This window comes from Flavobacterium sp. ACN6 (assembly GCF_002304005.1).
Lineage (GTDB): Bacteria > Bacteroidota > Bacteroidia > Flavobacteriales > Flavobacteriaceae > Flavobacterium.
The window spans coordinates 183,198-209,919 of the sequence record NZ_MRCQ01000002.1 but is presented as its reverse complement, the minus strand read 5'-3'; the positions used below and the strand labels follow the sequence as shown (position 1 = coordinate 209,919).

Annotated in this window: 24 protein-coding genes and 1 other RNA gene; 10 read left to right on the top strand and 15 right to left on the bottom strand. The window is 32.6% G+C overall.

All coding sequences use genetic code 11. The features are described 5' to 3' along the window. Positions 1 to 34: 34 nt before the first annotated feature. The 3 genes from BSF42_RS03870 to BSF42_RS03860 form a co-directional block, all read right to left on the bottom strand. Entirely contained in the window at positions 35 to 1,051 is a 1,017-nt protein-coding gene (locus BSF42_RS03870; RefSeq protein ID WP_095951809.1) for a beta family protein, read from the bottom strand. A gap of 264 nt (positions 1,052 to 1,315) precedes the next feature. Further along, positions 1,316 to 1,713: a transfer-messenger RNA gene (ssrA, locus tag BSF42_RS03865) on the bottom strand. 292 nt (positions 1,714 to 2,005) lie between these two features. Further along, the gene (locus BSF42_RS03860; RefSeq protein WP_095951808.1) at positions 2,006 to 3,208 is read right to left on the bottom strand and encodes a serine hydrolase; all 1,203 of its coding nucleotides are present in this window, start codon (positions 3,206 to 3,208) and stop codon (positions 2,006 to 2,008) included. Positions 3,209 to 3,449: 241 nt separating this feature from the next. Between BSF42_RS03860 and BSF42_RS03855 the strand changes: the two genes are divergently transcribed. Beyond that, positions 3,450 to 4,652: an NAD(P)-dependent oxidoreductase gene (locus BSF42_RS03855; RefSeq protein WP_095951807.1), complete on the top strand. Its 1,203-nt coding sequence runs from the start codon at positions 3,450 to 3,452 to the stop codon at positions 4,650 to 4,652. Positions 4,653 to 4,832: 180 nt separating this feature from the next. Here the strand turns inward: BSF42_RS03855 and fumC are convergent, their stop codons facing one another. After that, positions 4,833 to 6,218 carry a class II fumarate hydratase gene (gene fumC, locus BSF42_RS03850; RefSeq protein ID WP_095951806.1) on the bottom strand — a complete coding sequence of 462 codons (1,386 nt, stop codon included), beginning with the start codon at positions 6,216 to 6,218 and terminating at the stop codon, positions 4,833 to 4,835. A 335-nt stretch (positions 6,219 to 6,553) separates the two neighbouring features. On the opposite strand from fumC, the gene BSF42_RS03845 reads away from it, so the two are divergent. Beyond that, on the top strand, positions 6,554 to 6,727 hold the full coding sequence (locus BSF42_RS03845) for a hypothetical protein (protein WP_026730387.1): 174 nt from the start codon (positions 6,554 to 6,556) through the stop codon (positions 6,725 to 6,727). 435 nt (positions 6,728 to 7,162) lie between these two features. On the opposite strand, the gene BSF42_RS03835 is transcribed toward BSF42_RS03845, so the two are convergent. Beyond that, the gene (locus BSF42_RS03835) at positions 7,163 to 9,610 is read right to left on the bottom strand and encodes a TonB-dependent receptor domain-containing protein (protein ID WP_095952058.1); all 2,448 of its coding nucleotides are present in this window, start codon (positions 9,608 to 9,610) and stop codon (positions 7,163 to 7,165) included. An 89-nt stretch (positions 9,611 to 9,699) separates the two neighbouring features. Beyond that, a complete protein-coding gene (locus BSF42_RS03830) occupies positions 9,700 to 10,044 on the bottom strand; it encodes an arsenate reductase family protein (RefSeq protein ID WP_095951804.1) in 345 nt (114 codons plus the stop codon). Between the two features lie 115 nt (positions 10,045 to 10,159). Between BSF42_RS03830 and BSF42_RS03825 the strand changes: the two genes are divergently transcribed. Next, positions 10,160 to 11,092, top strand: a complete 933-nt coding sequence (locus tag BSF42_RS03825; RefSeq protein ID WP_095951803.1) for a CPBP family intramembrane glutamic endopeptidase — start codon at positions 10,160 to 10,162, stop codon at positions 11,090 to 11,092. Between the two features lie 4 nt (positions 11,093 to 11,096). Further along, positions 11,097 to 12,140, top strand: a complete 1,044-nt coding sequence (locus BSF42_RS03820) for an AMP-binding protein (protein WP_095951802.1) — start codon at positions 11,097 to 11,099, stop codon at positions 12,138 to 12,140. Between the two features lie 204 nt (positions 12,141 to 12,344). Here BSF42_RS03820 and BSF42_RS03815 read toward each other — a convergent pair whose 3' ends face one another. The 3 genes from BSF42_RS03815 to BSF42_RS03805 all read right to left on the bottom strand — a co-directional run bounded on the left by BSF42_RS03815 (position 12,345) and on the right by BSF42_RS03805 (position 17,101). Beyond that, entirely contained in the window at positions 12,345 to 13,559 is a 1,215-nt protein-coding gene (locus tag BSF42_RS03815; protein ID WP_095951801.1) for an RsmB/NOP family class I SAM-dependent RNA methyltransferase, read from the bottom strand. Between the two features lie 138 nt (positions 13,560 to 13,697). Next, complete coding sequence (locus BSF42_RS03810) at positions 13,698 to 15,671, bottom strand: KUP/HAK/KT family potassium transporter (protein ID WP_095951800.1); 1,974 nt, start codon at positions 15,669 to 15,671, stop codon at positions 13,698 to 13,700. Between the two features lie 131 nt (positions 15,672 to 15,802). Beyond that, positions 15,803 to 17,101: a hypothetical protein gene (locus tag BSF42_RS03805; protein WP_095951799.1), complete on the bottom strand. Its 1,299-nt coding sequence runs from the start codon at positions 17,099 to 17,101 to the stop codon at positions 15,803 to 15,805. 236 nt (positions 17,102 to 17,337) lie between these two features. Between BSF42_RS03805 and BSF42_RS03800 the strand changes: the two genes are divergently transcribed. Next, on the top strand, positions 17,338 to 18,399 hold the full coding sequence (locus tag BSF42_RS03800) for an oxidoreductase (protein WP_095951798.1): 1,062 nt from the start codon (positions 17,338 to 17,340) through the stop codon (positions 18,397 to 18,399). 73 nt (positions 18,400 to 18,472) lie between these two features. Here BSF42_RS03800 and BSF42_RS03795 read toward each other — a convergent pair whose 3' ends face one another. From BSF42_RS03795 to BSF42_RS03780, 4 genes are all read right to left on the bottom strand, one after another. Further along, on the bottom strand, positions 18,473 to 18,931 hold the full coding sequence (locus BSF42_RS03795) for a sensor of ECF-type sigma factor (RefSeq protein ID WP_095951797.1): 459 nt from the start codon (positions 18,929 to 18,931) through the stop codon (positions 18,473 to 18,475). A gap of 33 nt (positions 18,932 to 18,964) precedes the next feature. After that, a complete protein-coding gene (locus tag BSF42_RS03790) occupies positions 18,965 to 19,378 on the bottom strand; it encodes a hypothetical protein (protein WP_095951796.1) in 414 nt (137 codons plus the stop codon). A gap of 33 nt (positions 19,379 to 19,411) precedes the next feature. Further along, a complete protein-coding gene (locus BSF42_RS03785) occupies positions 19,412 to 19,954 on the bottom strand; it encodes an RNA polymerase sigma factor (protein ID WP_095951795.1) in 543 nt (180 codons plus the stop codon). 74 nt (positions 19,955 to 20,028) lie between these two features. Next, positions 20,029 to 21,207 carry a transcriptional regulator gene (locus BSF42_RS03780; RefSeq protein WP_095951794.1) on the bottom strand — a complete coding sequence of 393 codons (1,179 nt, stop codon included), beginning with the start codon at positions 21,205 to 21,207 and terminating at the stop codon, positions 20,029 to 20,031. Between the two features lie 454 nt (positions 21,208 to 21,661). Between BSF42_RS03780 and BSF42_RS03770 the strand changes: the two genes are divergently transcribed. After that, positions 21,662 to 22,042 carry a nucleoside triphosphate pyrophosphohydrolase family protein gene (locus tag BSF42_RS03770; RefSeq protein WP_095951793.1) on the top strand — a complete coding sequence of 127 codons (381 nt, stop codon included), beginning with the start codon at positions 21,662 to 21,664 and terminating at the stop codon, positions 22,040 to 22,042. Positions 22,043 to 22,276: 234 nt separating this feature from the next. Here the strand turns inward: BSF42_RS03770 and BSF42_RS03765 are convergent, their stop codons facing one another. Beyond that, positions 22,277 to 23,347, bottom strand: a complete 1,071-nt coding sequence (locus tag BSF42_RS03765) for a branched-chain amino acid aminotransferase (protein ID WP_095951792.1) — start codon at positions 23,345 to 23,347, stop codon at positions 22,277 to 22,279. A gap of 304 nt (positions 23,348 to 23,651) precedes the next feature. Between BSF42_RS03765 and mnmD the strand changes: the two genes are divergently transcribed. Both mnmD and BSF42_RS03755 read left to right on the top strand, forming a co-directional pair. After that, entirely contained in the window at positions 23,652 to 24,314 is a 663-nt protein-coding gene (mnmD, locus tag BSF42_RS03760) for a tRNA (5-methylaminomethyl-2-thiouridine)(34)-methyltransferase MnmD (RefSeq protein ID WP_095951791.1), read from the top strand. A gap of 165 nt (positions 24,315 to 24,479) precedes the next feature. Then, the gene (locus tag BSF42_RS03755; protein WP_057116701.1) at positions 24,480 to 24,677 is read left to right on the top strand and encodes a hypothetical protein; all 198 of its coding nucleotides are present in this window, start codon (positions 24,480 to 24,482) and stop codon (positions 24,675 to 24,677) included. A 31-nt stretch (positions 24,678 to 24,708) separates the two neighbouring features. Here BSF42_RS03755 and BSF42_RS03750 read toward each other — a convergent pair whose 3' ends face one another. After that, positions 24,709 to 25,650: a LysR substrate-binding domain-containing protein gene (locus BSF42_RS03750; protein WP_095951790.1), complete on the bottom strand. Its 942-nt coding sequence runs from the start codon at positions 25,648 to 25,650 to the stop codon at positions 24,709 to 24,711. 107 nt (positions 25,651 to 25,757) lie between these two features. Here BSF42_RS03750 and BSF42_RS03745 point away from each other — a divergent pair, with 107 nt between their 5' ends. After that, positions 25,758 to 26,237 (top strand): Dps family protein, encoded by a 480-nt coding sequence (locus BSF42_RS03745; RefSeq protein WP_095951789.1) that lies wholly within the window; start codon positions 25,758 to 25,760, stop codon positions 26,235 to 26,237. Positions 26,238 to 26,359: 122 nt separating this feature from the next. Beyond that, complete coding sequence (locus tag BSF42_RS03740) at positions 26,360 to 26,641, top strand: hypothetical protein (RefSeq protein ID WP_253250971.1); 282 nt, start codon at positions 26,360 to 26,362, stop codon at positions 26,639 to 26,641. Positions 26,642 to 26,722: the final 81 nt, after the last annotated feature.

Below are 26,722 nucleotides of genomic sequence, written 5' to 3'. Positions count from 1 at the left end.
GTAAGCACTTTAAAGGAATTCAGCTGATAGATTCTTATAAAATAGATGCTAATAGGGTAATATGATGATTTTGTGAGATTTCAACCCAACTTCCAGCATTTCCAGTTTTTCTATTTGGATCAGTAAGTAATTGTGAAGCAAAGAAATCTATCCTTTCATCTCCCCAAGAAAATGTTATTCCACTGTAATCTGCACTTGCGATTAGTTGGCTAGCAAAAGTTATATATTGACCATTGCCATCAGGGTGGTTACTGGATATCTCTCCTCGATAAATGACATATTCATTTATAACTGTGTATTTGATGCTACAGCTACCTTGAAAACCAGCTTCACTATAAATAGGATGTTTAGTTCCATAATCACTATATTTAATTGTCCCTTTGATTTTGGTTTGTGTTTGTAAAGTAGACCATAGTTGCCATTCATATCTCGGGAGCCTATAAACTCTCCCCGCAGGATTAAGGCTTCCTAAATTGTCAAGGAATGAACCTGAAGAAATAATAACGTTATTATAATCATCGCGATTTGTAATAGAAGTTATCACATTTACTGCAAATGCCTCAATCAAGGTATAATTTGTTGTTCTTACAAATCCAAAATCAAGAAGGAGTGATACTTGGGAAGGGCTTGTTCCTAGAGCATTAATTAATGTTTCAATAGTTGTATTAATATTAAGAAATCCCCCGCTATCATTTGAAAAGCGTATACAGATTTTATCTATTTCTAAGTTATTTATTAAGTTTTCAATTAAAGTTAGATATCTTTGATTGCTGTTTTCTTGAACGACAGGAACTACGTTGACACCATTAGATTGTAAATGTTTGATAAGTTTTGAAACAGTTGTTGAGCTAAAAGACTCAATTAGAGAAAAGTCTAAAAATAATTCATTGCCTTTAAAGTTCCAATGAGAATAAAAAGCTTCAAGTTTTGTTATTTGCTCAGGTAAGACTTGAATAATAGGGACTACTTCATCTTTTGTTGTTTGACTTAATTTGGAAAGAGCTGTAAATTCTCCTGCTTTGGATAGAAGTATTGGGTAATATTTTTTCATTTTTTATTGTTTATGATTAATAGATAGCTAAAGTCTATTTTTAACTTTGAAGTTATTTACGGATTTCCATAAAAAGTAAATAAAAGTAGATTTTAATCAAAGCTATTCATTCATAAGTGATTATACCCACGTAGAATTACCTGTTTTAAGTTTGACAAAACTGCAGAAAAGAATTTATAAAGAATTTTTATCAACAACAAAACTATCAACTAAATTGTCAACCAAAAAACAAAAAGCCTGTAAACATTAAGTTTACAGGCTTTTTTGTGGAGTCGCCGGGAATCGAACCCGGGTCCAAACAAGCAACTAAAGAGCTTTCTACACGCTTATTTCCTGATTAGATTTTCGTTGTTAAGCTAGGCCAGAAACAGCCACCGAACACTTATCTTCTTAATTTTCGAAACCCACCCGAAGCTCATGGATATCTAGGTTTATTTTTACGGTTCTCCTTGACGGAACGCCACAAACCAAGGCTTTCCAGGAGAATCCAGCTTCTCTACCTTGTAGAGACGTGGCGCAATCTTACTATGATTCGGATTATGCAGCTAAAGCGTAATTATTTTCGCCGTGTAAAAGTGTGAGATCTTATATTTACGAGCAAGGTCTCAATGCTCGACGTGCTTACTGTTCAATTCGACTTGCTGTCAAAACCAGTCGACCCCAAAATTGAGTCTGCAAATTTATACTATTTGAATTTACTTTGTATTAAAATTTTCAGAAAAATTAGAAAGTCAAAAGTCGAAAGTTGTAAAGTTTTTAAAGTCACCTGTTTGATTACTTTTATTTCTTTTTATTTCACCCATTTATGTAGTTAAAAAAGAACAAAATCAATATTAGGAACCGCCTGAAGACTTTAAGACTTTCGGCTTTATGACTTTCGACTTTATGACTTTCAGCTTTAAGACTTTCAGCTTTAAGACTTTCGACTTTATGACTTTCGACTTTATGACTATTCTATTCTTCGTCTTTAAAATTAAAAGGATAATCTCCAAAAATTGGAGCTAATTTTCGAACGGCATAAGTTTTAGTAGTCATTTTGTTTGAAAGTGCAATTATCGTAACTCCCTCATTCTTCAAAGTAATATAAGATGAGGTATTTCCATGCCACCAGCCATTATGAAAGTAAAAGTTTTGTCCCGTTTCCCAATTGATCATTCTTATTCCCAGACCATAATTTTTAGTTCCTTTGCGTTCATTGCTGTAACCTGTATAAACTTGTTTCAGTAATTCAGGTTTTAAAAAATCAGGTGATTGTCTCGCTCTGTCAAATTTTAAAAGATCTCTTGCGGTTGAAAAAACGTTTTTATCTCCGTAAACATTGTCCAGATAGTCAAAACCAATTTCTACACCATTTCCTTTGTAGGATGGAACGATCTTTTTTCTGTCTTTATCATCATCAAAAACATAAGTATTTTTCATTCCTAATGGTTTGAAAATCATTTCAGACATCGCTTCTTTATAACTTAAACCCGTAATTTTTTCGATAATAAGCGCAAGCATTGCATAATTGGTATTGCAGTAACTAAAACGAGTTCCAGTTTTTGATTCTAAACCAATATTTTTTGTGGCTAAAATATCCAAGATGTCTTTGTTGGTTAATTGATTGTGTCTGTCCCAAACCGATTTATCCCTATCTGTAAAATAAGCATAATTACGCATTCCGGTACGGTGGCTTAAAAGCATTCGGATAGTACAGTCTTCATATGGAAATGTTTTTAAAATTGTGTTTACCTTTTGATCTAAATCAATTTTGCCGGCATTTACCAATTTTAAAACCGCCGTAGCTGTTAGAACTTTACTTACAGAGGCAATTTGTACAGGTGTATCAGCTGTTATCTTAGTGCCTTCGTTTTTATTGGCAAATCCATTATATCTTTCAAAAATAATCTGGCCATTTTTTGCGACTAAAAAACTTCCGTTCATTGTATTGTTCGGCCAGTTTTTATTGTAAAAATGATTTATTCTGCCAGTAACCGAATTTATATAAGCCTGCGAAATTTTCTTTTCAGAACCTAAGGGCTTCATTTTAGGTAATGTATCTTCGATTGTAGGAGCTGTAGCTGTATCTGTCTTTTTGTTTTGACCACAAGAACTTAAAACTAGTATAGAAAAAAGTATTTGTGGTATCTTTGTTTTTTTAAGGAAAATCATTTGCATCGTTCTTTAAAAACAAATATATCGAATTCAATTTTGTTGTTTTCTCAGTTTAGACGCTTTAAACGACTCTTTTTAACATAATTTTAAGAGTTATAAATTTTATTTACTTGTTTTTCAGCTTGTAACGTTTTTGAAGTATTCTAAATTGTATTTTGAAAACAAAAATTTAACTAAATTTGTTATATTTGAAACAAATACTGTTTAAAAAGTTATATTATTGAATGTTAAAAAATCAATTTAAATGAAGTTTGGAATCATAAAAGAAAGAAAAAATCCGCCGGATAGAAGAGTTGTCTTTTCTCCAAATGAATTAACAAAGCTGCAACAGCTTTATCCTGAAGCTTCTGTAAAAGTAGAAAGTTCAGATATTCGAATATTTTCTGATGAGGATTACAAAAAAATGGGAATTACAGTTTCAGATGATGTTTCTGACTGTGATGTTTTATTTGGTGTAAAAGAAGTGCCTATAGAAAATTTAATTCCGAACAAAGCGTATTTCTTCTTTTCTCACACGATTAAAAAACAGCCTCATAATAGAAAACTGCTTCAGGCAATTTTAGAAAAGAATATTGATTTATACGATCACGAAACTATTGTTGACGAACTGGACCGACGTTTAATTGGTTTTGGACGTTATGCTGGAATGGTTGGTGTTTACAACGGAATTCGTGCTTTCGGAATTAAATTTGAATTGTTTAAACTGCCAAAAGCAGAAACACTTTCAGGAAAAGAAGCATTAATAATGCATTTAAAACGTATTACAATGCCAGCTTTAAAATTTGTAGTTACGGGAACTGGGAAGGTTGGGAGCGGGGCAAAAGAAATTTTGGACGCCATAAAAGTAAAAGAAATTACAATAGACAATTATTTGACTAAAAAATATGCGCAGGCTGTTTACGTACAGCTCGATGTTTTAGAATATAACAAAAGAAAAGACGGACAAGTTTTAGATTTTAATGATTTTGTAAATCATCCCGAAGCATACGAATCTGATTTTGAAAAGTTTACAAAAGTATCTGATGTTTATTTTGCGGGTCATTTTTATGCGAGTACTGCCCCAATGATTTTGACAAAAGAAATGCTTAATGCAAGCGATTGCAAACTTAAAGTGGTAGCAGATATTTCTTGCGATGTCAATGGACCAATTGCGAGTACAATTCGTTCGTCGACAATTGAAGAGCCTTTATATGGTTATTTTCCTTTAGAAGATAAAGAAGTAGATTTCTTTCATCCTGCAGCCGTTGCTGTCATGGCGGTTGATAATCTTCCGTGTGAGATTCCAAAAGATGCCAGCGAAGGATTTGGAGAACAATTTATGGCACATGTAATTCCGGCTTTTTTCAACAAAGATAAAGACGGAATTCTAAAGCGTGCTAAAATAACAGAAAACGGAAAACTAACAGAGCGATTCAGTTACCTCCAAGATTACGTTGATGGGAAATAATTGTTAATTGTTAATGGTTGTTAAATATAAAATGCGTTTATAAATTCAAAAAAGAGCTTTCTAAAATTTTTTGGAAAGCTCTTTTTTTTATATAAATAGTTGCCATCAACCATTAACCATTAACAATTAACCATTAACCATTAACAATTAACCATTAACCATTAACAATTAACAATTACATTAAACCATTTCTTCCGGTTTCACCCAGGCATCAAAATCTTCGGGCGTTACATAACCTAAGCGAACCGCTTCCTCTTTTAGAGTAGTTCCGTTTTTGTGAGCGGTTTGAGCAATTTCGGCAGCTTTGTAGTAACCAATTTTAGTATTTAAAGCTGTCACTAACATTAATGAATTATCAACTAATTCTTTAATTCGTTTATGATTTGGTTCGATTCCTTGAGCGCAATGTTCATCAAAAGAAACACAGGCATCACCTAATAATTGAGCAGACTGTAAAAAGTTCGCCGCCATAACAGGTTTGAAAACATTCAATTCGTAATGTCCTTGCATCCCGCCGACAGCAATTGCCATGTCATTTCCAATAACTTGAGCACAAACCATTGTTAAAGCCTCACATTGTGTTGGATTTACTTTTCCAGGCATGATAGAAGATCCCGGTTCATTTTCGGGAATGTGGATTTCTCCAATTCCAGAACGTGGTCCAGAAGCCAGCATTCTAATGTCGTTTGCAATTTTGTTAAGAGAAACAGCTAATTGTTTTAATGCCCCATGCGTTTCAACAATTGCATCGTGAGCTGCAAGTGCTTCAAATTTGTTTTCGGCTGTTACAAATGGATGATTGGTAAATTGAGCGATATATTCGGCTACTTTTACATCGTAACCTTTTGGAGTATTTAATCCTGTTCCAACTGCGGTTCCGCCAAGTGCGATTTCAGATAAATGTGCTAAAGTATTTTTTAGTGCTTTTAATCCGAAAGCCAATTGAGCGGCATAACCAGAAATTTCCTGACCTAATGTTAAAGGCGTTGCATCCATAAGGTGTGTGCGGCCAATTTTTACAACATCTTTGTATTCGGCAGCTTTATTGGCTAAAGTGGCGTGTAATTTTTCTACGCCTGGAATAGTCGTTTCTATAACCATTTTGTAGGCTGCAATATGCATTCCAGTTGGAAAAGTGTCATTGGATGACTGCGATTTGTTAACATCATCATTGGCTTTTATAAATTGTTCGCCTTCGCCAATTTCGAAACCTTTAAGGACTTGTGCGCGATTTGCAATTACTTCATTCACGTTCATATTGCTTTGAGTACCTGAACCTGTCTGCCAGATTACCAAAGGAAATTGATCATCCAATTTTCCTTCTAGTATTTCATCACAAACAGCGGCGATAGCATCTCTTTTTTCGATAGGCAAAACACCTAAATCGTAATTTGCATAAGCGGCAGCTTTTTTTAGATAAGCAAAACCTTCTATAATTTCCTTAGGCATTGATGCCGATGGTCCAATTTTGAAATTATTTCTAGAACGTTCTGTTTGTGCACCCCAATATTTATCGGCTGGGACTTGAACTTCGCCCATGGTGTCTTTCTCTATACGGTATTTCATTTTTTGTAATATATGATGTTTATAATAATGTAATTCAACTTTATTTCTTTTGAAAATGAGTGTTTTAGCCCTGATGGTAACGGTATCCTTTTATGGTTGTTCCGAGGCTTCGGGAGTCATAAAAGATATAGTGGACAGCAGTTTTCAGCTCCTGAAATTTATCATCATTTTAAATGAACTCTTTATTTAAAAGGTTTCGCGATCAAAAAAATCCTTATTTAAAATGAGTATAAATATACGGATAAATGTTATTTAACGAAAATTGATTTAGATTTTATTGCTGAGAAAAAATATATACGCTACATTTGTCGTAACATTCAAAAATTCCGGAAAACATGTTTGAATTTTCACAGTACTTAGGCTTTTTACTTTTCTTGACCATACTAACTATAGGGTTTTGGTTGATGTTTTTCTTAGTTGGTTTCGTATCTTATTGGGTTACGGGAGCAAGCTGGGAAATGTTCAAAGAAAAAAGAGCTAAAAGAAGACAAGAAGAACAATCTATTTAATTTTAGATTGATGTCATAAGAAAAGAACCCTTTTGGGTTCTTTTTTTTTGTTCCAAAAAAATAAGAAATTCCAATCTCGTTGAGATGAAATTCCAATTTTTGAAATTCCAAATTCCAATATTGAAAATCCCAAATTCCAATTATTGAAATTCCAATTTCTAAGATTGGGATTTGGAATTTTTTAAATTTTGGAATTTAATTAATGATTTCGAATTCCATAATATAAAAAGATGGAATTTTAGTTTTGTAATTTTATGTCAACGAGATTGGAATTTGGAATTTTTTAAATTTTGGAATTTAATTGATGATTTCGAATTCCAAAATATAAAAAGATGGAATAAAAAAAATCCCAAATTCCAATTTCAACATTGGGATTTGGGATTTGTAGTTTTATAATTTATCTCAAAGAGATTGGAATTTGGAATTTAACTAAGGTTATCCAGGAAATTCTCCGCCGCCTTCTCCGCCGCCATCATTGTTTTTTGGCATGTTTTTATCTCTTTCACCTTTTGCTTTGTTGAAACGGTATGTGAATGATAAATTGAATTGACGTTTACGGAATTGGAATTCGCTGTATGAATTTACGTTATCCAAATATGTATACGATCTCATTTTTCTAGAATTAAAAATGTCGCTGATGTTGAATGCAATTGTAGCTTTGTCTTTTAATACATCTTTGCTTAAAGCAGTATTCATTCCGAACATTCCTAAATTTTTACCTTGAGCTGTTTTTTGTTCGCCATTGTACATTCCTGTCAACTGCCAGTCAATTTTGTATGGTAAAGTAACTTTAGAGTTGATTCTGGCAAACCAAGAGTTAGCCTGATTGTCTAAATTTTGAACTATAAGATTTCCTTGTGTATCTGTATAACTGTTTTCTCCAGTTGTTTTTACGTTGAAAAAGTTGAAGTTACTGTTTAATTTCCACCATTTGTATGGAGTGTAATTGAATGTAAATTCGAAACCAAATTTTTGCTCTTTACCTAAGTTGATAGGAGAGCTTTTGATTACTGGAACTCCATTAACTTCGTCTCCAGTAGGAGATCTTACAAAACTGAAAACATCTTTTGTGTCTTCAAAATAAGCCGAAGTATTAAACGTTACTTTAGTCCATCTTTTGATATAGCCAATATCATACTTATCTGTTAAAGAAGGATCTAAATCTGGGTTTCCTTGAAAGATATTGATATTACTTGCATAATTTACCGCCGGGTTCATGAAACGTCCTCTTGGTCTTGATAAACGCTTGCTGTAACTTGCAGAGAAATTACTTTGATCTGAAATTTCGTAACTAACAAAAGCACTTGGAAATAAGTTGTTGTATTTTTTAGTATTGAAATCGCTGTTGTCTAATAGGTTAACTTCGATATTAGTGTCTTCCCATCTTAAACCAAATAAATAAGAAAATTTATTTACTTTGAAACCATACTGTGTATAAAGTGCGTTTATGTTTTCTTTGTACTCTAATGTGTTAGATAAATTAGTGTTTACCACACCTTCGCTGTCTGTTACATTGTAAACATTGTTCAAATCTCCAAAACTTCCTTTGTAACCAGCCTCAAACTGACCTCCTTTACCTAAAGGCAAAACATAATCGGCTTGGAAAAGAACTTGTTTTTGAATTTGATCATTTAATGTTGTGTCAAATCTTGGCGAATCTGTAATTGTACTATTGCTGTCGTCTGTATTTCTTGAAATAGAAAGATCGGCAGTCAATTTATGTCCTTTATCGTTGAAATTTTTAATTAAGTTAGATGTAAATTCTACATTTTCACTGTCGCTATCACCATTATTTAAACGATACGTTGTTCCTGTAAAAACTCTATCAGCATCATAATTGTAATAGTTGATCAAATCTCTATCCTTACCGTTATTTTTTTGATAGTTTATGGCATTTGTCCAGAAAGTTGTTGGTGTAAGTGTCCATTCAACTCCAGCTCTTCCGTTAAACCCGTTTCTGGTACGTTTAGTATCACGATCTTCGTCTAAGAAGCTTTTTGTTGTTCCGTCAGCGTTAAGATATTCTGAGTTTGTTTTACCAGCACCTTCGTTTGTTCTGTAGTTGTATCCAGCAGTGGTAAAATAGTTTAGTTTTTCAGTTTTATAATTCACATTGGCACTTAAACCATACGTTTCTGGTAAACCAGTTGAAGCAATTAAAGTTCCGTTGAAACCTTGATTTTTTCCTTTTTTAAGAACAATATTGATGATTCCAGATCCACCTTCTGCATCATAACGCGCAGATGGATTAGTAATAACTTCTACTTTGTCGATCGCATCTGCAGGTAACTGTCTTAAAGCTTCTGCCATATTTATTGCCTGTGAAGGTCTTCCGTCAATTAAAATACGAATGTTGTCGCTTCCTCTTAAACTTACATTTCCTTCTGTATCAACAGAAACAGATGGTACGTTGTCTAAAACATCGCTCACGCTTCCGCCTTTTACGATCATATCCTGACCAACATTGTAAACTTTTTTATCTAATTTTATTTCTACAGATGATTTTTCAGCACGAACAACAACTTCGTTAAGCTGTGCAGCGTCTTCAGATAAATTTATTACACCTAAATTAGTATCACCCTGAATGCTTTTTTGTTTGATTTCATTTGATTTGAATGAAATAAATTCAATTTTAATATCATAAGTTCCAGGTGCAATGGCAACCTCGAATTCTCCTTTTGGATTTGTGATCCCTCCAGCAAGAACTTTAGTGTCGTTTGGAGCAGTAATAGAAATTGTAGCATACTCTAAAGGTTGTTTGCTTATTTTTTCAAAAACTTTTCCGGTGACCTTGACTTTATTTCCACCTGGGCCTTGTTGAGAGTAATTGTAAAAACTTGTAAACAAGAATACAAGTAATACGGCAAATTTGATTTTTTTCATTTCTGGTTTTCTTTTCTCTTTAGACGGCAAAAGTAGTTTTTGGTTTAAAGAGAAAAATCACAAAAATATGTTAATACTGTATTTTAGAATCAATCTAAAAAAGAAGCCACAAGATCAGGATCACGGCCAATTATAGCTTTTCCATCTTTTACCACAATAGGACGTTCGATTAAGATCGGATTTTCTGTCATTGCTTTAATAATTTGATCGTTGGTTAATGTTTTTCCTTTAAAATTTTCGATCCAGATTTTTTCTTTAGTTCTAACTAACTGAAGAGGTTCAAGATCAAGTTGTTTTAATAATACCTTAAGCTCATCAAAAGATGGAGTTTCTGTCAAATACGGTATAATCTCAAACTCTTGTTTTGATTGTTCTATAAAAGCTAGGCAGTTTCTCGATTTTCCGCATCTCGGATTATGATAAATTTGTATCATTTTGTTATATTTAGATATTCAAAATAGTCTTACGCTAAAAAGAGGTATTTTAGCAATGTCAAAAATAAGGCTAACTTATCAAATTTGAATTCTCATTTTTTTAAATTTTATATTTATGTTTTTAGAGCAAGGAATTAAACCCGAAAATAAATTTTGGAAATACCTTATAGGATCTGTTTTTATTATTGCAGCATCTTTCGTAGGGCAGATTCCGATTACTGCTGCTGTATTTTATAAAACATTTAGTGAGAAAAAAGCTTTTCCAACGACTAATGATGAAATTATGAAAATGTTTGAGTCTAATACCACTCTTTTTCTGGTTATGATTTCATTTGTTTTTGCTTTCGCCGGAATTTATTTTGTTGTCAAATATATTCACCATCAAACCTTATTATCAGTAACGACTTCAAGGCCAAAAGTAGACTGGAATCGAATTTGTTTTTCTTTCTTTTTATGGACGTTCTTTTCGTTACTCAGCTTTTTATTTGTTTATCTCAGATCACCGGAACAATTTGTGTGGAATTTTAGATTAGTTCCATTTCTGATTTTGGTTGTTTTAGGCTCGATTTTGATTCCAATTCAAACCAGTACAGAAGAATATGTTTTTAGAGGATATTTAATGCAGGGGTTTGCTAATCTGGCTCGTAACAGATGGTTTCCGTTATTGATGACTTCTGTAATTTTTGGCTCAATGCACTGGGCAAATCCGGAAGTGGCTAAAATGGGAAATGTTATCATGATTTATTACATAGGAACTGGGCTGTTTTTAGGAATCATTACCTTAATGGATGAGGGAATGGAACTGGCTCTTGGGTTTCATGCCGCTAACAATTTAATAGGAGCCTTGCTAGTTACATCAGATTGGTCGGTTTTTCAAACAAATTCTATATTTAAAGATATTTCAGAACCATCGGCAGGAATTGATGTTATTCTGCCTGTTGTGGTCATTTACCCTATTTTACTTTTTATTTATAGTAAAAAATACCGCTGGACAAATTGGAAAGAAAGGTTAACAGGAGAAATTAATAAAACAGAAGTAATAAATTAAAATCATGCAAAATTTGACCCACAGAAATGTGCACAATTATTTTAAGTTAAATGGTTATCATTTAAATGCTAAAGATTTGTGCCGTGTTGCTTATAGTTTTATTAAAGAAGGAGATGGTTACGAACAATCGATTGGCGAATTCTTTTTGGATTGGTTTGATAAAAAAGAATATATCGAAATGACAACTTCAGGAACGACAGGGCTTCCTAAATTGGTTCGATTGCAAAAGCAGGCAATGATACATTCTGCTTTAGCAACGGGCGACTTCTTCGATTTAAAACCTGGAGATAAAGCTTTGTTATGCTTGCCGACTCAATTTATCGCAGGAAAAATGATGCTGGTGCGCAGTTTAATTTTAGGACTAGAATTAGATGTGGTTTCGCCAAGTCTTCATCCGCTGGCTTTAAATTCTACACTGTATGATTTTGTTGCAATGGTACCGCTTCAAGTTCAAAATTCAATAAAGGAACTTTCAAAAGTGCGTAAGTTGATAATTGGCGGTGCAAAAATGGATTCTTCTCTGGAAGAAAAACTTTTGCCGCTTAAAACAGAAATTTACGAAACGTATGGTATGACAGAGACGATAACGCATATTGCGGCGAAACGTTTAGGCGATTCTGTTTTTTCGATTTTGCCAAATGTAAAAATATCTCAAGACGATCGTCAATGTCTGGTTATAAATGTTGCCACAATTTCTGATGAACCAATTGTGACAAATGATTTGGTTGAATTAGTAAACGAACAACAATTTATCTTTTTGGGAAGAATTGATAATGTTATTAATAGTGGAGGAGTAAAGCTTATTCCAGAACAAATTGAAGCTAAATTGATAGGAAAAATAAGCAGCAGGTTTTTTGTGACCGGACTTCCAGATACGGTTTTAGGAGAAAAATTGGTTTTGGTTATTGAAGGCGAAAAACAAGATTTTGCTCCTGATTTTTTTGATGTTTTGAGTAAATATGAAAAACCAAAAGAAATTGTTTTTGTTTCCAAGTTTAAAGAAAACGAAAACGGAAAATTATTGCGCAAGCCAACCTTGCAGGTTTGAAATTCCAATCCAGAAGCCTCGGGATAAATTCCAAATTCCAAACTTTTAATTTAGAACTTTGTCAAAGTTGGCTAAGTATAAAAATATAGAAAATAAAAAAAATCCAAATTCCAAGTTTTAAAATTGGAATTTGGATTTTTTAATATTGAGTATTCCAAAACAAATTGGAATTTGGAATTTATCCCGAGGCTTTGGGATTGGAGTTTATATTTTACGTTCCAGTAAAGCCATATAGAATCCGTCGAAACCAGATTCTGAAGCCAGCATTTTACGGTCTTGAACAAACGTAAATTGTTGTCCGATTTCTGTTTTTAAGAATTTCTCTACTTGCTCCTGATTTTCTGATGGTAATACAGAACAAGTTGCGTAAACTAATTTCCCTCCTGGTTTTACAATTTTAGAATAGTTTTCTAAAACTTCACTTTGAACTTTACGAATATTATCGATAAATTCAGGCTGTAGTTTCCATTTAGAATCTGGGTTTCTTTTTAAAACTCCTAATCCGCTGCAAGGCGCGTCAATTAAAACACGGTCTGCCTTTTCATGCAGTTTTTTAATCACTTTCGTACTGTCAATAATACGGTATTCGATATTGAAAGCACCGTTTCTTTTAGCTCTTAATTTTAACTGCTTTAATTTGCTTTCATACAAATCCATTGCAATCAGCTGTCCTTTATTTTCCATTAAAGAAGCCATGTGCAATGTTTTTCCTCCAGCTCCAGCACACGTATCTACGACACGCATTCCTGGTTTTACATCTAGAAATCCTGCAACTAATTGTGAGTTGGCATCTTGAACTTCAAAAAGTCCTTGTTTAAAAGCGTCTGTTAAAAATACATTTGCTCTTTCTTTTAAAACAAGAGCTTCTGGCTGGTCTTTTAAATATTCTGTTTCAATATTTAAATCCATTAAAGTGTTTCTAAGGTTTTCTTTGGTACCTTTTAAAGTGTTGGTTCTAAGAATAACTTTTGCCGGCTGATTTTGTGCTGTAATTTCTTTTGACCAAACTGTTTCACCTAATTCTTTTACACCTAATTCGTCCATCCAGTCTGGAATAGATTCTTTCAGTGCTCTGTTTTTAGATAATTCGTCAAAACGGCCTTTTATTTTTCTTTCTGGAGTTCCTTCCAATTGTCTCCAATCTGGAATTGGATAACCGCGAAGAACTGCCCAAACAGCAAACATTCTCCAAAGGTTATCTCTATCATAAGGTTCCTTAACTTCTGCAATTTCAGCGTATAATCGTTTCCAACGAACAATTTCGTATATCGTTTCAGCAACAAATTTCCTGTCAGAACTTCCCCAACGTTTGTCTTTTTTTAATGCTCTGGCTACCACTTTATCTGCATATTCTCCTTCATTGAAAATTGCATTTAAAGAATCGATGGTAGTATAAACTAAATTTCTGTGTAATCTCATTTCTAATATTTGAGTTGCAAAGGTACTATTAATTGATTGAAAGTTAAATTTTTAATACTGAATCTTAAGTCTGATTCTCATTAAAATAAAAAACACTCTAATTTAGAGTGTCTTTTTTGAATTATATAAATGCGATTTTTATTTAATAATACGTGTTAATCCAATGTTTTCTGGAGCATGAAGCACCATTGGGAATTTCTCTATTTTTACAGAACTGCTGTCTAGTCCAAAAGCTCTCTCTTCGGATAAACTCAGTTTCTTAATAAAGAAATAAGAATTCATGATGATATTTTCGTGCCATCTTAAATCATTATCGTTTGATAAGAATTTCTCTGACAAGACAAATTTAAAGTCACCAATGATATTGTTTTTGTTCAAAGATTCATAACGGCTTGTAATATCCACTTCGCCTCGTTTTACCATGTCTTTGATAACTTCTCTAAACATTAAATTGATTTTAGTAGGCTCTCTAAAACCTAAATTAAAGTCAATTCTGTAAATATCGTCTTTTGCAATTTCAGTTACTTTGTACTGTGTTTTATAAGGTTCTGTCAAGATGTTTACGTGAACAAACCAATAAATATCAGCTCTTTTCGGACGCTTTTGCAGAATAGAATAGATTATTTTATGTTCTAATTCGTCTACACGATTGGCATTAGTCATGTAAACTAAATGCGTAGCGTATTTCGGAATGGATAAATCTTGGCTTAATTCAACTAAAACTTGTTTGTAATCATCAATTTTAACCACTTTAGTGTAGTTTTTGTTGATTTTCTTAGCCAGATACCAAATCGTCATTACAGAAATCAGCATACTTGCGATGATCAATGTTACATAACCACCTTCTGCAAATTTGGTAATGTTAGCAAAAAGGAAACTGAATTCAATTAATAAATATATGGTAATCAACGGAACCATGAAGTATAATTTTACACGTTTCATGATTAAGTAATAATTCAATAAAATCGTGGTCATGATCATGCATAGAATTATGGCAAGACCATAAGCATGTTCCATGTTTCCAGACTTTTCAAAATGTAAAACGATTCCAACACAGCCAAAAAACAATAACCAGTTAATTGACGGAATGTATAATTGCCCTTTTACTTCTGTTGGGTATTTAATTTTTACTTTCGGCCAGAAATTCAAACGCATCGCTTCGTTGATTAACGTAAACGATCCACTGATAAGCGCTTGAGAGGCAATTACGGCTGCTAATGTTGCAACTACAATTCCGAATGGTAAAAACCAATGCGGCATAATTAAGTAAAACGGATTTCCGTTTTCTCCACCTAACTGCTGCAAAGTACTTCCTTCGTGATGAATTAAATAAGCTGCTTGTCCGAAGTAGTTTAAAACTAAAGTTGTTTTTACAAATATCCAGCTGATTCTGATGTTTTTTCTTCCACAGTGTCCCATGTCAGAATATAAAGCTTCAGCTCCGGTGGTACATAAAAATACAAAACCAAGAACAAAGAAGCCATCAGGATGAATCGATAGTAAATGATAAGCGTAATACGGATTAATTGCTTTAATAACTTCTGGATAATGAAGTACTTGAATAGTACCTAAAGTTCCCAGCATAGCAAACCAGATTAACATCATTGGAGCAAAAAATTTACCCACAAGTTTAGTTCCGAATTGCTGAATGGTGAATAAAACAAATAAGATCGAAATTACGATATAAACAATGGTTTGTGTTTCCATTGTTGGGTAAAACGCCCTAATTCCTTCAACCGCAGATGAGATCGAAATGGGAGGGGTTATAATTCCGTCTGCCAGAAGTGCACTTCCCCCAATAATGGCGGGCACAATAAGCCACTGAATTTTTGTTTTCTTGACTAAAGCATATAATGCGAAGATTCCGCCTTCACCATGATTGTCTGCGCTTAAAGTTATAAGTACGTACTTTATTGTAGTTTGTAACGTTAATGTCCAGAATACACAAGAAATACCTCCTAGAACAATATCGGCATTAATCGTGTGGTCGCCCAGAATTGCCTTCATTACGTACAGTGGAGAAGTCCCTATATCTCCATAAATAATCCCTAAAGTAATCAATAAACCCCCAATAGACAACTTACTATGTAAGTTTTTATGCGATGCGCTCATGTATGTTTTTATAAAAGACGGTTGCAAATTTACTGTTTTAAAACAAATTAGCAGCTATTATAATTAAAAAGATAAAAAAAAGCACAATCCTAAAATTGTGCTTCTAAATTTAATTATAAATTGAGATATTCTTAACCTCTTCTTCCTCCACCGCTTCTTGAGCTAGAACCGCTCTCACGTTGCGGCTGACTGCTTCTAGATTCCTGACTTGCTCTTGGAGCTTCAGAACGCTGGGTGTTTTGAGGTCTAGATTCGTATGATCTGCTTGAAGAACTAGATCTGCTTTCAGAACTGCTTCTTGACGGCTCCGCTCTTTGAACTGGAGCAGATTGAGTTGTGCTTGCTCTATTTGAACTTCCTCTGTTTTCAGAATAAGTTCTCGATGGTTCACTTGTTTGTGAAGACTGTCTATTGCTGTAACCTCTGTTTTCAGAATTTCCTCTTGGAGCAGATGCAGTCGAATTATTTCTACCGTATTCTGTTCTTTGTGTATTTTCCGTTCTTGCAGGAGTATTTACTGTTGCAGCATTTTCTCTACTGTTAGTTGTAGCACGATTTGTATTATAACTTCTGTCAGAATTGTTTCTGTTGGAGTTATAAGTTCTATTTGTGCTTCTGTTTTCGGTAGAAGATACTCTTCCGGTATTTGATGATCTGTTTGTGTTATACGTGTTTTGAGTTCTATTCGCAGTTCTTCTTTGATCAAGATCGTGTCTGTTACTTACATTCGAATTTCTTTGAGCAAAACTATTGTTTGGTTTCATTCTTTCGTAACCGTACGCACGTCTAGTTTCATAAATAGCTGGTGCTCTGTAGCTTCTTCTTGTATTCACGTAGTTGTAATGATTGTTTACGTTGATACAAACGTTAATGTTATTTCTGTATCTGTAAACAGGGTAAGGTCTCCATGCTGCATAATATGTTGGGTAATAACCCCAAGACCATGTTGAATAATATGGTCGGTAATTTGTAACCCAGAAAGAAGTATAAATCACTGGAACAACGCTGTAAACAGGCTCATAAATATAGTTGTCACCATATAGATAAGTATTTCCAACAACTTGAACACTTACTTTATTGTAATTGTCTCTCTCTACATCAATCGTTGCTACGTCTTGATAAACGTCACGGTCTAAAACCGCCTGAATAATTACAACGTGTGTTCTCTCTTCTACAGATTCGATTACACGTAAATAATCTACTTGGTTATCGCCGTTTAAGTCTAAGTTGGATATTTGATATTTTGGATCATTTAACCTTCTTTCAAAATCTTGAAGATTTGCAGATTCTCCAAACATGGAAGCAACCGCTCTTAAGTCTAAATTGTCACTTATATCTGAGTTTTTTGCGTAAACAGTAGTTTGACTTTGCGCTGCACAAGAACCAAAAACTAATGCTGTAAATGCTATTAAAAGTAATTTCGTTTTCATGACTAAATCATATTAAATTATTTGTATTATCAAATATTCAATTACTGTGCCACAAATTTACTTACTAGGTTTTTAGATTTTAATTGTCTTATTTTTAGTTTATTATGTTTTTGCGTGCCGCTGCAGTATTACAGAAAACAAGGGAGTTTTTAGAAAAATTATTTTTGAAAAAAATCTAAACATATTTGAGATATTATAAATAATCGTATTTTAGCGTTAACCAAATTTTGATTTATATGAAAAAACTAGTTTTGTTTTGTTGTATTTTTATTTTATTGATGTCTTTTAGAACATTTAATTATAAAACTCAAGCTGCTTATAACAGTGGTTTTACATCAATGACAGTAGATACTTTGTTTAAAGATAGAATTAGTATAAGAGCGATTGTAATTGATAAAAATAAAGTTTGGTACGGTGCAGATAATTCTCGTTTTGGATATTACGATTTAGATAAAAGAGAAAAATTCGAAGAACATATTTACCGTGATACTTTAAAATTAGAGTTTAGAAGTATCGCTCAGACTTCTAAAGATATTTTTCTTCTTAGTGTTGCCAATCCTGCTTTGCTTTATTCTGTTTCAAAAAAAGACCATAAAGTAAAACTCGTTTACAAAGAGATAAATGAGAAAGTTTTTTACGACAGTATGCAGTTTTGGAATGATAAGGAAGGAATTGCAATTGGTGATCCGACAGAAGATACTTTTTCTATTATTGTTACCCGTGATGGCGGTGAAACTTGGACTAAATTATTGTCTGATAAATTACCAACAAATGCTACCGGAGAAGCTGCTTTTGCAGCCAGCAATACTAATGTTGTAATAAAAGGAAATGAGACTTGGCTGGTTTCTGGTGGTAAAAAAGCACGTGTTTTTTATTCTTCTGATAAAGCAAAAACTTGGAAAGTAATTGAAACGCCTATCGTACAGGGGAAACAAATGACAGGGATTTTTACCGCTGATTTTTACGACTCTAAACACGGATTTATTGCTGGAGGGGATTATGATCTTCCAACTAAAAAAACTGATAATAAAGCTTTTACTGAAGATGGAGGTAAAACTTGGAAATTAATAGGCCAAAATTTAGGATTTGGTTATGCGTCCTGCATACAATATGTTCCAGGCGGAAGCGGCAGGGAAATAATTTGTGTTGGTTCTGAGGGAATACAATACTCTCAAAATGGTGGCGAAAACTGGACACAATTGTCTACAGATTCAAGTCTTTTTACCGTTCGTTTCGTCAATAGAAATACTGCAATTGCAGCTGGATATAATAAAGTTGTCCGACTTAACTTTAAATAAAATAATAAGAACCCTAAATAATAAAGTAAGTATTATTATATAGGGTTCCTATCGCTGTTGTTTCGTTTTGAGCTTAATCTTTACCAGCCTTATCTCGATATTGCTGTAGTAACTTTCGATTAAAATCGTCTTCAGATTTTTTAAGCTTTAATATTTTTTTAGCAGAAAGTATCTTTTTCAAACTAGCCATATATTTCTCGCGAAGTGAATAAAGCTCTTTATCTGTGCTTTCTATTTGAGATAATAATGTTACAGCCTCTTTTTCAGAAAGATTGTTGATGTTATCATCGTTTAATTTTCGAAGATAAGTTTTCATCTTCAAATGCTTTAAGTCAAATTGCTTGTCGTCGTAAGCATTATAAATGGGCCAGAATTTTTCTGCTTCTGTAGAAGTTAATTCTAATTCTGTTGTTAAAAAAGAAACTTTAAAAGCTTTAATTTTTTCACGCTTTTCATCTATTTTTCCAGTTTGTGCAAAAAAGGAAAAACTTATCAGAAAGAGCAGGAGCGGTAAAATATTTTTTATTTTCATTGTTAAGTTAAGTTGAGTTAAGTTTAATTTAGTTTATTCTGAAATTAAATGTTCTATGTTTGGACTTGTTGATAAAATATCTTCTATAGTTTCATTTTCAAGTGTAATATCATTGTTTAATTTTTCGATATCGCTGTCGTCTAATTTTTGAATTAAATCGTATTGGTTCAAATTAGATTGATAAGCCAAATACGTCTCCAGAGTCGCTTCATCAAGATCGTTTGATGTTGCATTGTAATTGTTTACGATCGGAATCATTAAAGCAAAACCAATTACTGCCGCAGCTGCTAAAAAGAATGATTTTTTACGTTTGTAAAATGGAATTACTTTTACTTCTTTTTCGTTTAACTGCTGTAAAACTTTCTCTGAAAAATCATCAAAATAATGCTCTGGAGTCTTAAATCCAGATTTTATTTTTGGTTCGTTTTCTAATTTAAATGTTTTCATAATACCTATAAGATAGTTTTAGTTACAAAAGGTTTAATTTGATGTAACATATAATTCGATTTTTTTTACTGCATGATGATAGGAGGCCTTTAAAGCTCCAACAGAAGTCCCTAAGATTTCTGCTATTTCTTCATATTTTAATTCTTCAAAATATTTCATTTTGAAAACCAGCTGTTGTTTTTCTGGAAGTGTTACAATTGCTTTTTGAAGTTTAATTTGAATCTCATCTCCATCAAAATAAATATCAGCTTTTAAATTATCAATTGTTTTATTCTGCAGATCTTCTGATGAGACACCGCTTAATTTTGCTTTTTGAGATAAAAAAGTCAAGGCTTCATTTGTAGCAATACGATACATCCAGGAAAAAAGTTTACTTTCACCTTTAAAGTTTTTAAGATATTGAAAGACTTTTACAAAAGTATTCTGCAAGACATCGTCTGCATCATCATGATTCAAAACAATGTTTCGAATATGAGAATACAAAGGTCTCTGATAATCAGACAGGAGTTTTTGAAACGCAGCATTTTGCGTTTTAGGGTCTAATAATTGTTTTATAAATTCCTTCTCGTCTATCAAACTTTTTGTTTTGTAAACTTTCTTAATATAAGTTAGACTGAATTTAAAACAAAAGGTTTAATGAACCTTAAAATTTAGAATTCTGACTGTTCCTCTTCTTGTGCAGGAGTTGTTGTGGCTGGCGTTGGAGCAGCTGGTTTTTTCTGTACTGGTTTTGGTGCCGGTTCTGCTTGTGGTTCTGCCTGCGTTTGGGTTTCTGGTGAATAAACAGGTGTAGTAACTACAGGTTCAACTTTAGGTTTAATTGGGAAATAAATTTCTGTTACTAACTTCGAAGAGCCTTTTACATCCAATTTACTAAGCGCCCATATTTCCAGATGTGACCAGCCTAATTCCGGAATTATTTTTTCGTTATTGATGTAAGCAGTTGTTTTTGCAATAGCTTCATTTCTATGAGAGTAATCTCCAGTAAGCGTTGTTTTTACAGCGTCAAAACCGTTTAATTTTCCTGAAAGAATATCGCTTCCAGAACTAATCGAAATTTCTTTATTGATTGGCAGACAAATTGAAATTTTTGCTAAACCAGTTTTAGTATCGTAAGTATGGTAAATAATAAAAGGTTTTCCGTTTGCAGATAATCCGTTAGTTTCACTAAAATGAATCAGCTTTGGAATTACAATTCTAGCATTTTTGTTTACTTTTTCTATTTCACTTGTAAAAGTCTGGCGGATATAAGGTGTTTCTGTTTTCTTAACCACTCCGTCAACTTTAACAGCATAAGTTTTGGTTTCGTAATCAAGATTTTTGTCAATATTTGCTAAACTTTTTTCGTAGATAGTTCCAATAACTCTATCAGAACCTCCGTGTAATGCAGCATATATTTTAAATAAAAAACTCATCGTTCCTTTTCCTTTCCAGGTAACTTTAGTTTTTCCGTTTAAAGTATCTTTTAAAATCCAACGAACATCAGCCTCTGTTCCGTCATATTTCATTTTTTGGTCAATACTTTCGCCTTCTTTTGTTTTAAGAGTAATCGCATTTCCTTTTCCATCAACACCATCCCAATAAAATGAAGCACCACTGCCGCTTGTTTTGTTAGGAAAAGTCATTTGTATTGAAGGATCTTCAACCGACCAAGATTCAAAATCTTCGTAATTTCTAAAGTCATTAAGATAATTGTAAACCGTTGCGCGGGGCGAATTGATTACTTTACTTCTTTCTACATCAAAAATTCCTTTTTGTGTAGCTACAAAAACAGTAAGGGCAACAAGGCTTAATAACGCAAAAAGAAATAAATACTTAAGAATTTTCATTGGTAGATTGTTTGGTTTCGTAAAGTTATAAATTTTATCGTGAGTCTTACTAATAACCAATAATTATTAGGTTTTATTTTATTGCGATAAACTTTTAGATCAAAAAAACGATTCTTTTGCTTTTGAAATAATTATCTTTTAAAGAAAATTTTAATCAAGAATAATATGGCGATAAACAGTAAAAAAACAAGTAATACTTTATAGTTTCCTTTGTAAAAGATTTTGTGCAATGCGAGATCTTTTCGATAAGCAAATATCATTACGATTACAAATGCAATAAAAAAACAAACTCCAAATATTAATTGTCCTTGACTAAACATAGCTTTTAAATTATTTTTGGCAAATTTAGAGAATTGTATACGATTTGCGGCTAAATTGCCTTTTCATTTACTTCATTTTTATTTTAGATTTATTCTGAAGTAACTTAAATTAGCAAAAAAAAAGAAACGATTATATGAAAAAACAACTTGATGCCGTAACCGAATTTCATACTGCTTTTAAAATTGGACACAGCACAGCGCCACTGGCCGATGTTGGATCAGAGAAAAAATTACTTCGTTATAATTTAATGAAGGAAGAAAATGAAGAATATTATGAAGCGGTTCAGAATAATGATTTAGTTGAAATTGCTGATGCTTTAGGAGACATGATGTATATTCTGTGCGGTACAATTATAGAACATGGTCTTCAAGATAAAATTGAAGCGGTTTTTGATGAAATCCAACGCAGTAATATGAGTAAGCTCGGAGAAGATGGCAAGCCAATTTATCGTGAAGACGGAAAGGTAATGAAAGGGCCAAACTACTTTAAACCTGATTTTTCTAAATTATTGTAAGAGCAGATTCTTGATATAAATAATTTAAAACACATAGAATCATAGATTTTTATACCTAAAAAAGATTGCAAAAAGAAACTAGTTTCTCACACATAGCAATGTGCACTAATGTGAGTGAAACGCCTTTTATAAAGTGTCAAAAAGCTATGTTTCTATGTGTTTATATATTAAAAAAAACAAAACCCGACAACTATTAAGCTGTCGGGTTTTTTATATATAATGTTTGTCTTTTGCTTATTGAACTTTAACTGTCCATCCAAAAGTATCTTCAGAAAGTTTGTTTTGAAGACTTGTTAGTTTTTCCTTTAATAATGAAGCATATGAATTCTCGATTGGAGCCATTTCATAATATTCATCTTGATATGAGAAACCTTTAATTACGCTGATAACAGCAGCAGTTCCAGCTCCAAAAATTTCTTTTAAAGATCCGTTTTTAGCCGCTTCAACTAATTCTGTAACAATTACAGGACGAACATCTACATTAAGGCCTTCTTTCTTTGCCATTTCGATCAAACTTTTTCTGGTAATACCATCTAAAATTCTTTCACTTGTTGGAGCAGTTAATAAAGTATCATTAATTCTGAAGAAAACGTTCATTGTTCCAGCTTCTTCTAATTTTGTATGCGTTGCATCATCCGTCCAGATAACTTGTTGAAAACCATCTTTGTTTGCTAAGTTAGTTGGGTAAAATTGCGCAGCGTAGTTACCAGCCGCTTTTGCAGCACCAATTCCACCATTTGCAGCTCTACTATAATGTTCCGCAATAATTACTTTTACTTCACCAGAATAGTAAGATTTTGCAGGAGAAAGTAAAATCATGAATTTATATTCGTCAGAAGGATTTGCAACAACACCAGCGCCTGTAGCAATCATAAAGGGACGTATATACATACTTGCTCCGTTTCCTCTCTGAATCCAGTCTTTGTCTAATTTCAATAATTCATTCAAACCATCCATAAAAATAGATTCTGGTACTTCTGGCATTGCCATTCTTACTGCAGAATTATTAAAACGTTTGTGGTTTTCATCTGGTCTAAACAACCAAACATCGTTATTGTCATCTTTATAAGCTTTCATTCCTTCAAAAATAGCCTGTCCGTAATGAAAGACTTTTGAAGACGGATCCATTAAAATTGGAGCGTAAGGTTTAATGACAGGATTTTGCCATTGTCCGTTTTTAAAATCGCATTCGAATAAATGGTCTGTAAATACAGCACCGAAACTTAAGTTGTCAAAATCTACTTCGTTTATTTTTGTAGAAGCAGCTTTGATGATTTCAATTTTGCCTGTTTGAGTTGTACTCATAGTTATGTAAGTTTTTTGCGATATATTTTCACTATAGTATTTAAAGTGATGATATCATGTAAAATAGAATTTATTAAATGCAAAATTAAATAAAATAATGTAAAAAGCTTAGAGAAAATTCATTATTTGCGACTATAAACTGAGATTTATTTATCCTATAATAAACTGAAATATTTAATTCGTTTTTATAAAGAATTTATGAAAAAACTATCGATTTTTAAGGCTTTACGCATTAGATTTGACTAAATTTGAATATTAAAATGGCTTGTAAATCAACAAAAAGCTATTGTAAATTTCGAAAAAAGTGAAAAGGGAAATAATTAAAACGTTAGACGGCTCAACTACAATTCATTTGCCAGAATGGGACGAATGTTACCATTCTAGACATGGTGCCATTCAGGAAGCAAAACATGTATTTATAAAAAACGGACTTTCATTATTTGATAAACCTATAAGTGTTCTAGAAATTGGTTTTGGAACAGGTTTAAATGCATTTATTACTTTTCTGGAGTCTGTTCGAAAACAGCAAAATATTGATTACGTCGGAGTAGAAGCGTATCCAGTAGATGCTGATGAAATTTTAGAAATGAATTATACTGCAGAACTTGAAGCATTGGAATTTGAGAACATTTTTGAAAAAATGCATAAAAGTGAATGGGGAAAAAAGGTAGAAATTTGCGATCGGTTCTCGTTAACCAAAAGGAAACAATTTTTTCACGAAATAAACGATTTTGAAATTTTTGATTTGATTTACTTTGACGCCTTCGGATATAGAGTGCAGCCGGAGCTTTGGAGTACTGAAATTTTTCAGAAAATGTATAATAGTTTAAAACCAAATGGAGTTCTTGTGACTTATGCAGCCCGCGGAGTTGTTAAAAGAAGCATGATCGAAGTTGGGTTTACTGTAGAAAAATTGGCAGGTCCTCCAGGAAAAAGAGAAATGTTTAGAGCAACTAAAATGGTTTAAATGAATTATTTAGAATTGTTCTATATTGATTTATTTGTTTTAAGAAAACGGTTTCGTTGCTAAATTTTTTAAAAAAATAAGTTAAAATAGATGCTTATGAATGATATTTGTTTACATTTGTTGCGAGTTTAAAAAATAGATAACCCCCGAAAATCTTATTTTATTATGTCAAAAATGATGTTTGATTACACGAAATCAATACTTGAGAGAGTAAGTTTCGACCCGGTACTTTTCTGCAAAGAGTTAGAAAAAGCTATCAAAACGCTGTTACCATACGAAATGGAACAATTGCAAGAATGGTTATTAAATTTTATTATTGAAAAACCAGAATTAAAACAAAGTCTGCAGCTAATTAAAGTATAAAAAAAGGAGCCAATTGGCTCCTTTTTTATGGCTATTTTTTTTGTAGCGGACTTATGATCTGTACATTTTGAAAAACAATTGCGCCTTTTACAACGCCGGCAATTGTAGATCTGATTGCGTCAATAATCTGCATTTTTAATTCGCTCTTTGGGTAAATCAAACTTACCTCTCGAGCTGGTTTTGGTTCCTTAAAATTTCGTAGTTTCAGTTTGTCGGAATCTTTTAAGTCTAAGGTGTGCAAGTACGGAAGTAACGTTGTGCCAAGGCCTTCGTCTGCCAATTTAATCAGGGTTTCAAAACTACCGCTTTGAATCTGGAAATTATTTTGTTCGACGTCAGATCCATTTTTGCACAAATTCAGAATTCCGTCTCTAAAACAGTGACCGTCTTGGAGCAGCAGAATTTCATTTAAATTTAAATCGGCAACTTCGATTTCCTCCTTTTGAAAACTAGCATGATGCTCAGGAATATACGCTACAAATGGCTCAAAATATAAAACAATTTCTTTAATTTTTTCATCTTCAAGCGGTGTCGCTGCAATCGCAGCATCTAGATGTCCGTTTTTTAGTTTTAGAATAATTTCGTCTGTGTTAAGCTCTTCAATTAAGAGTTTTACTTTCGGATATTTTTTAATGAAATTATTTAAAAACATGGGCAGTAGAGTAGGCATGATGGTTGGAATAATGCCTAAACGAAATTCTCCTCCAATAAAACCTTTCTGCTGTTCTACAATATCTTTTATACGATCTGCCTCGTTTACGATATTTTTGGCCTGATTCACTATTTTTTGACCAATATCAGTAAGCTGAATTGGTTTTTTACTTCTGTCGAAAATTAATATATTAAGTTCTTCTTCAATCTTTTGGATCTGCATACTTAACGTTGGCTGCGTTACAAAGCATTTTTCTGCAGCAAGTGTGAAGTTTTTATGCTCAGCAACTGCTAACACATATTGTAATTGAGTTATAGTCATATCAATAGTAAATTTTGATGCAAAAATAAGAAAATATAATTTTTATTTATGTAAAAATTATCAAACTTACTTTAAATTTGTAGTAAATTGGTGTAAAAAATTAGATTATGAAAACAAATATTTTAGGATTACCTGTAAAAGAATCAGAATTATTAGTAAAAGAATTGAATGTGTTATTATCAAACTTTCAAGTGTATTATCAAAACTTAAGAGGAATTCACTGGAACATTCGAGGAAAACGTTTTTTTGACTTACACGTAAAATTTGAAGAATTATACACAGATGCACAACTAAAAATAGACATGATAGCCGAGAGAGTTTTGACAATTGGCGGTACACCATTGCATACTTTTGAAGACTATATTCAAAACAACAAATTAGCTGTTGGTAAAAACATTTCGAATGATGAAAAAGCTGTTCATTTAATTGTTAACTCTCTATCAGATTTACTTAAAATTGAAAGAGAGATATTAAACAGATCTGATGAAATTAATGATGAAGGAACCAATTCTATGATGAGTGACTTCATTGCTGAGCAGGAAAAAACAATTTGGATGATGAATGCTTGGTTAGAAGAGACTCTTTAAAATATTGTTTATTAATGAATTAAAAGCAGAACGGCATTAAAATTGCGTTCTGCTTTTTTGTGTATGTTAAATTTCTATGAAAATCGCTTTGTTTTTATTTGTTTAACGCTATTTTTGTTTCGATGAAATTACTAGCTCGCATATTATTATTCATATTTATTGCTTTCTTATCGACCCCGACGATTGTTCAGGCGATAAAGAAAGGGAATAATACGGCTGTATCTTTTAGTATAGCTGAAGAAGAAGTGCATAAAGAGCTTAAAAATGTAATGCATCCGTCAATTCTTGAGCATGAAGTTATTATTTCGGTTTATATCGAGAAAAAAACTATCCTATCTGAAAATATTGTAAAACTTGACAATATTTCTCCGAGCATATTTGCTCCACCTCCCAACATAGCATAATACTTCCGATTATTTTGATCTTTAGCCGCATTTTGAACAAATGGGGTAAATCTTTAATGAATAATTTTTTTAGTGTTGTAT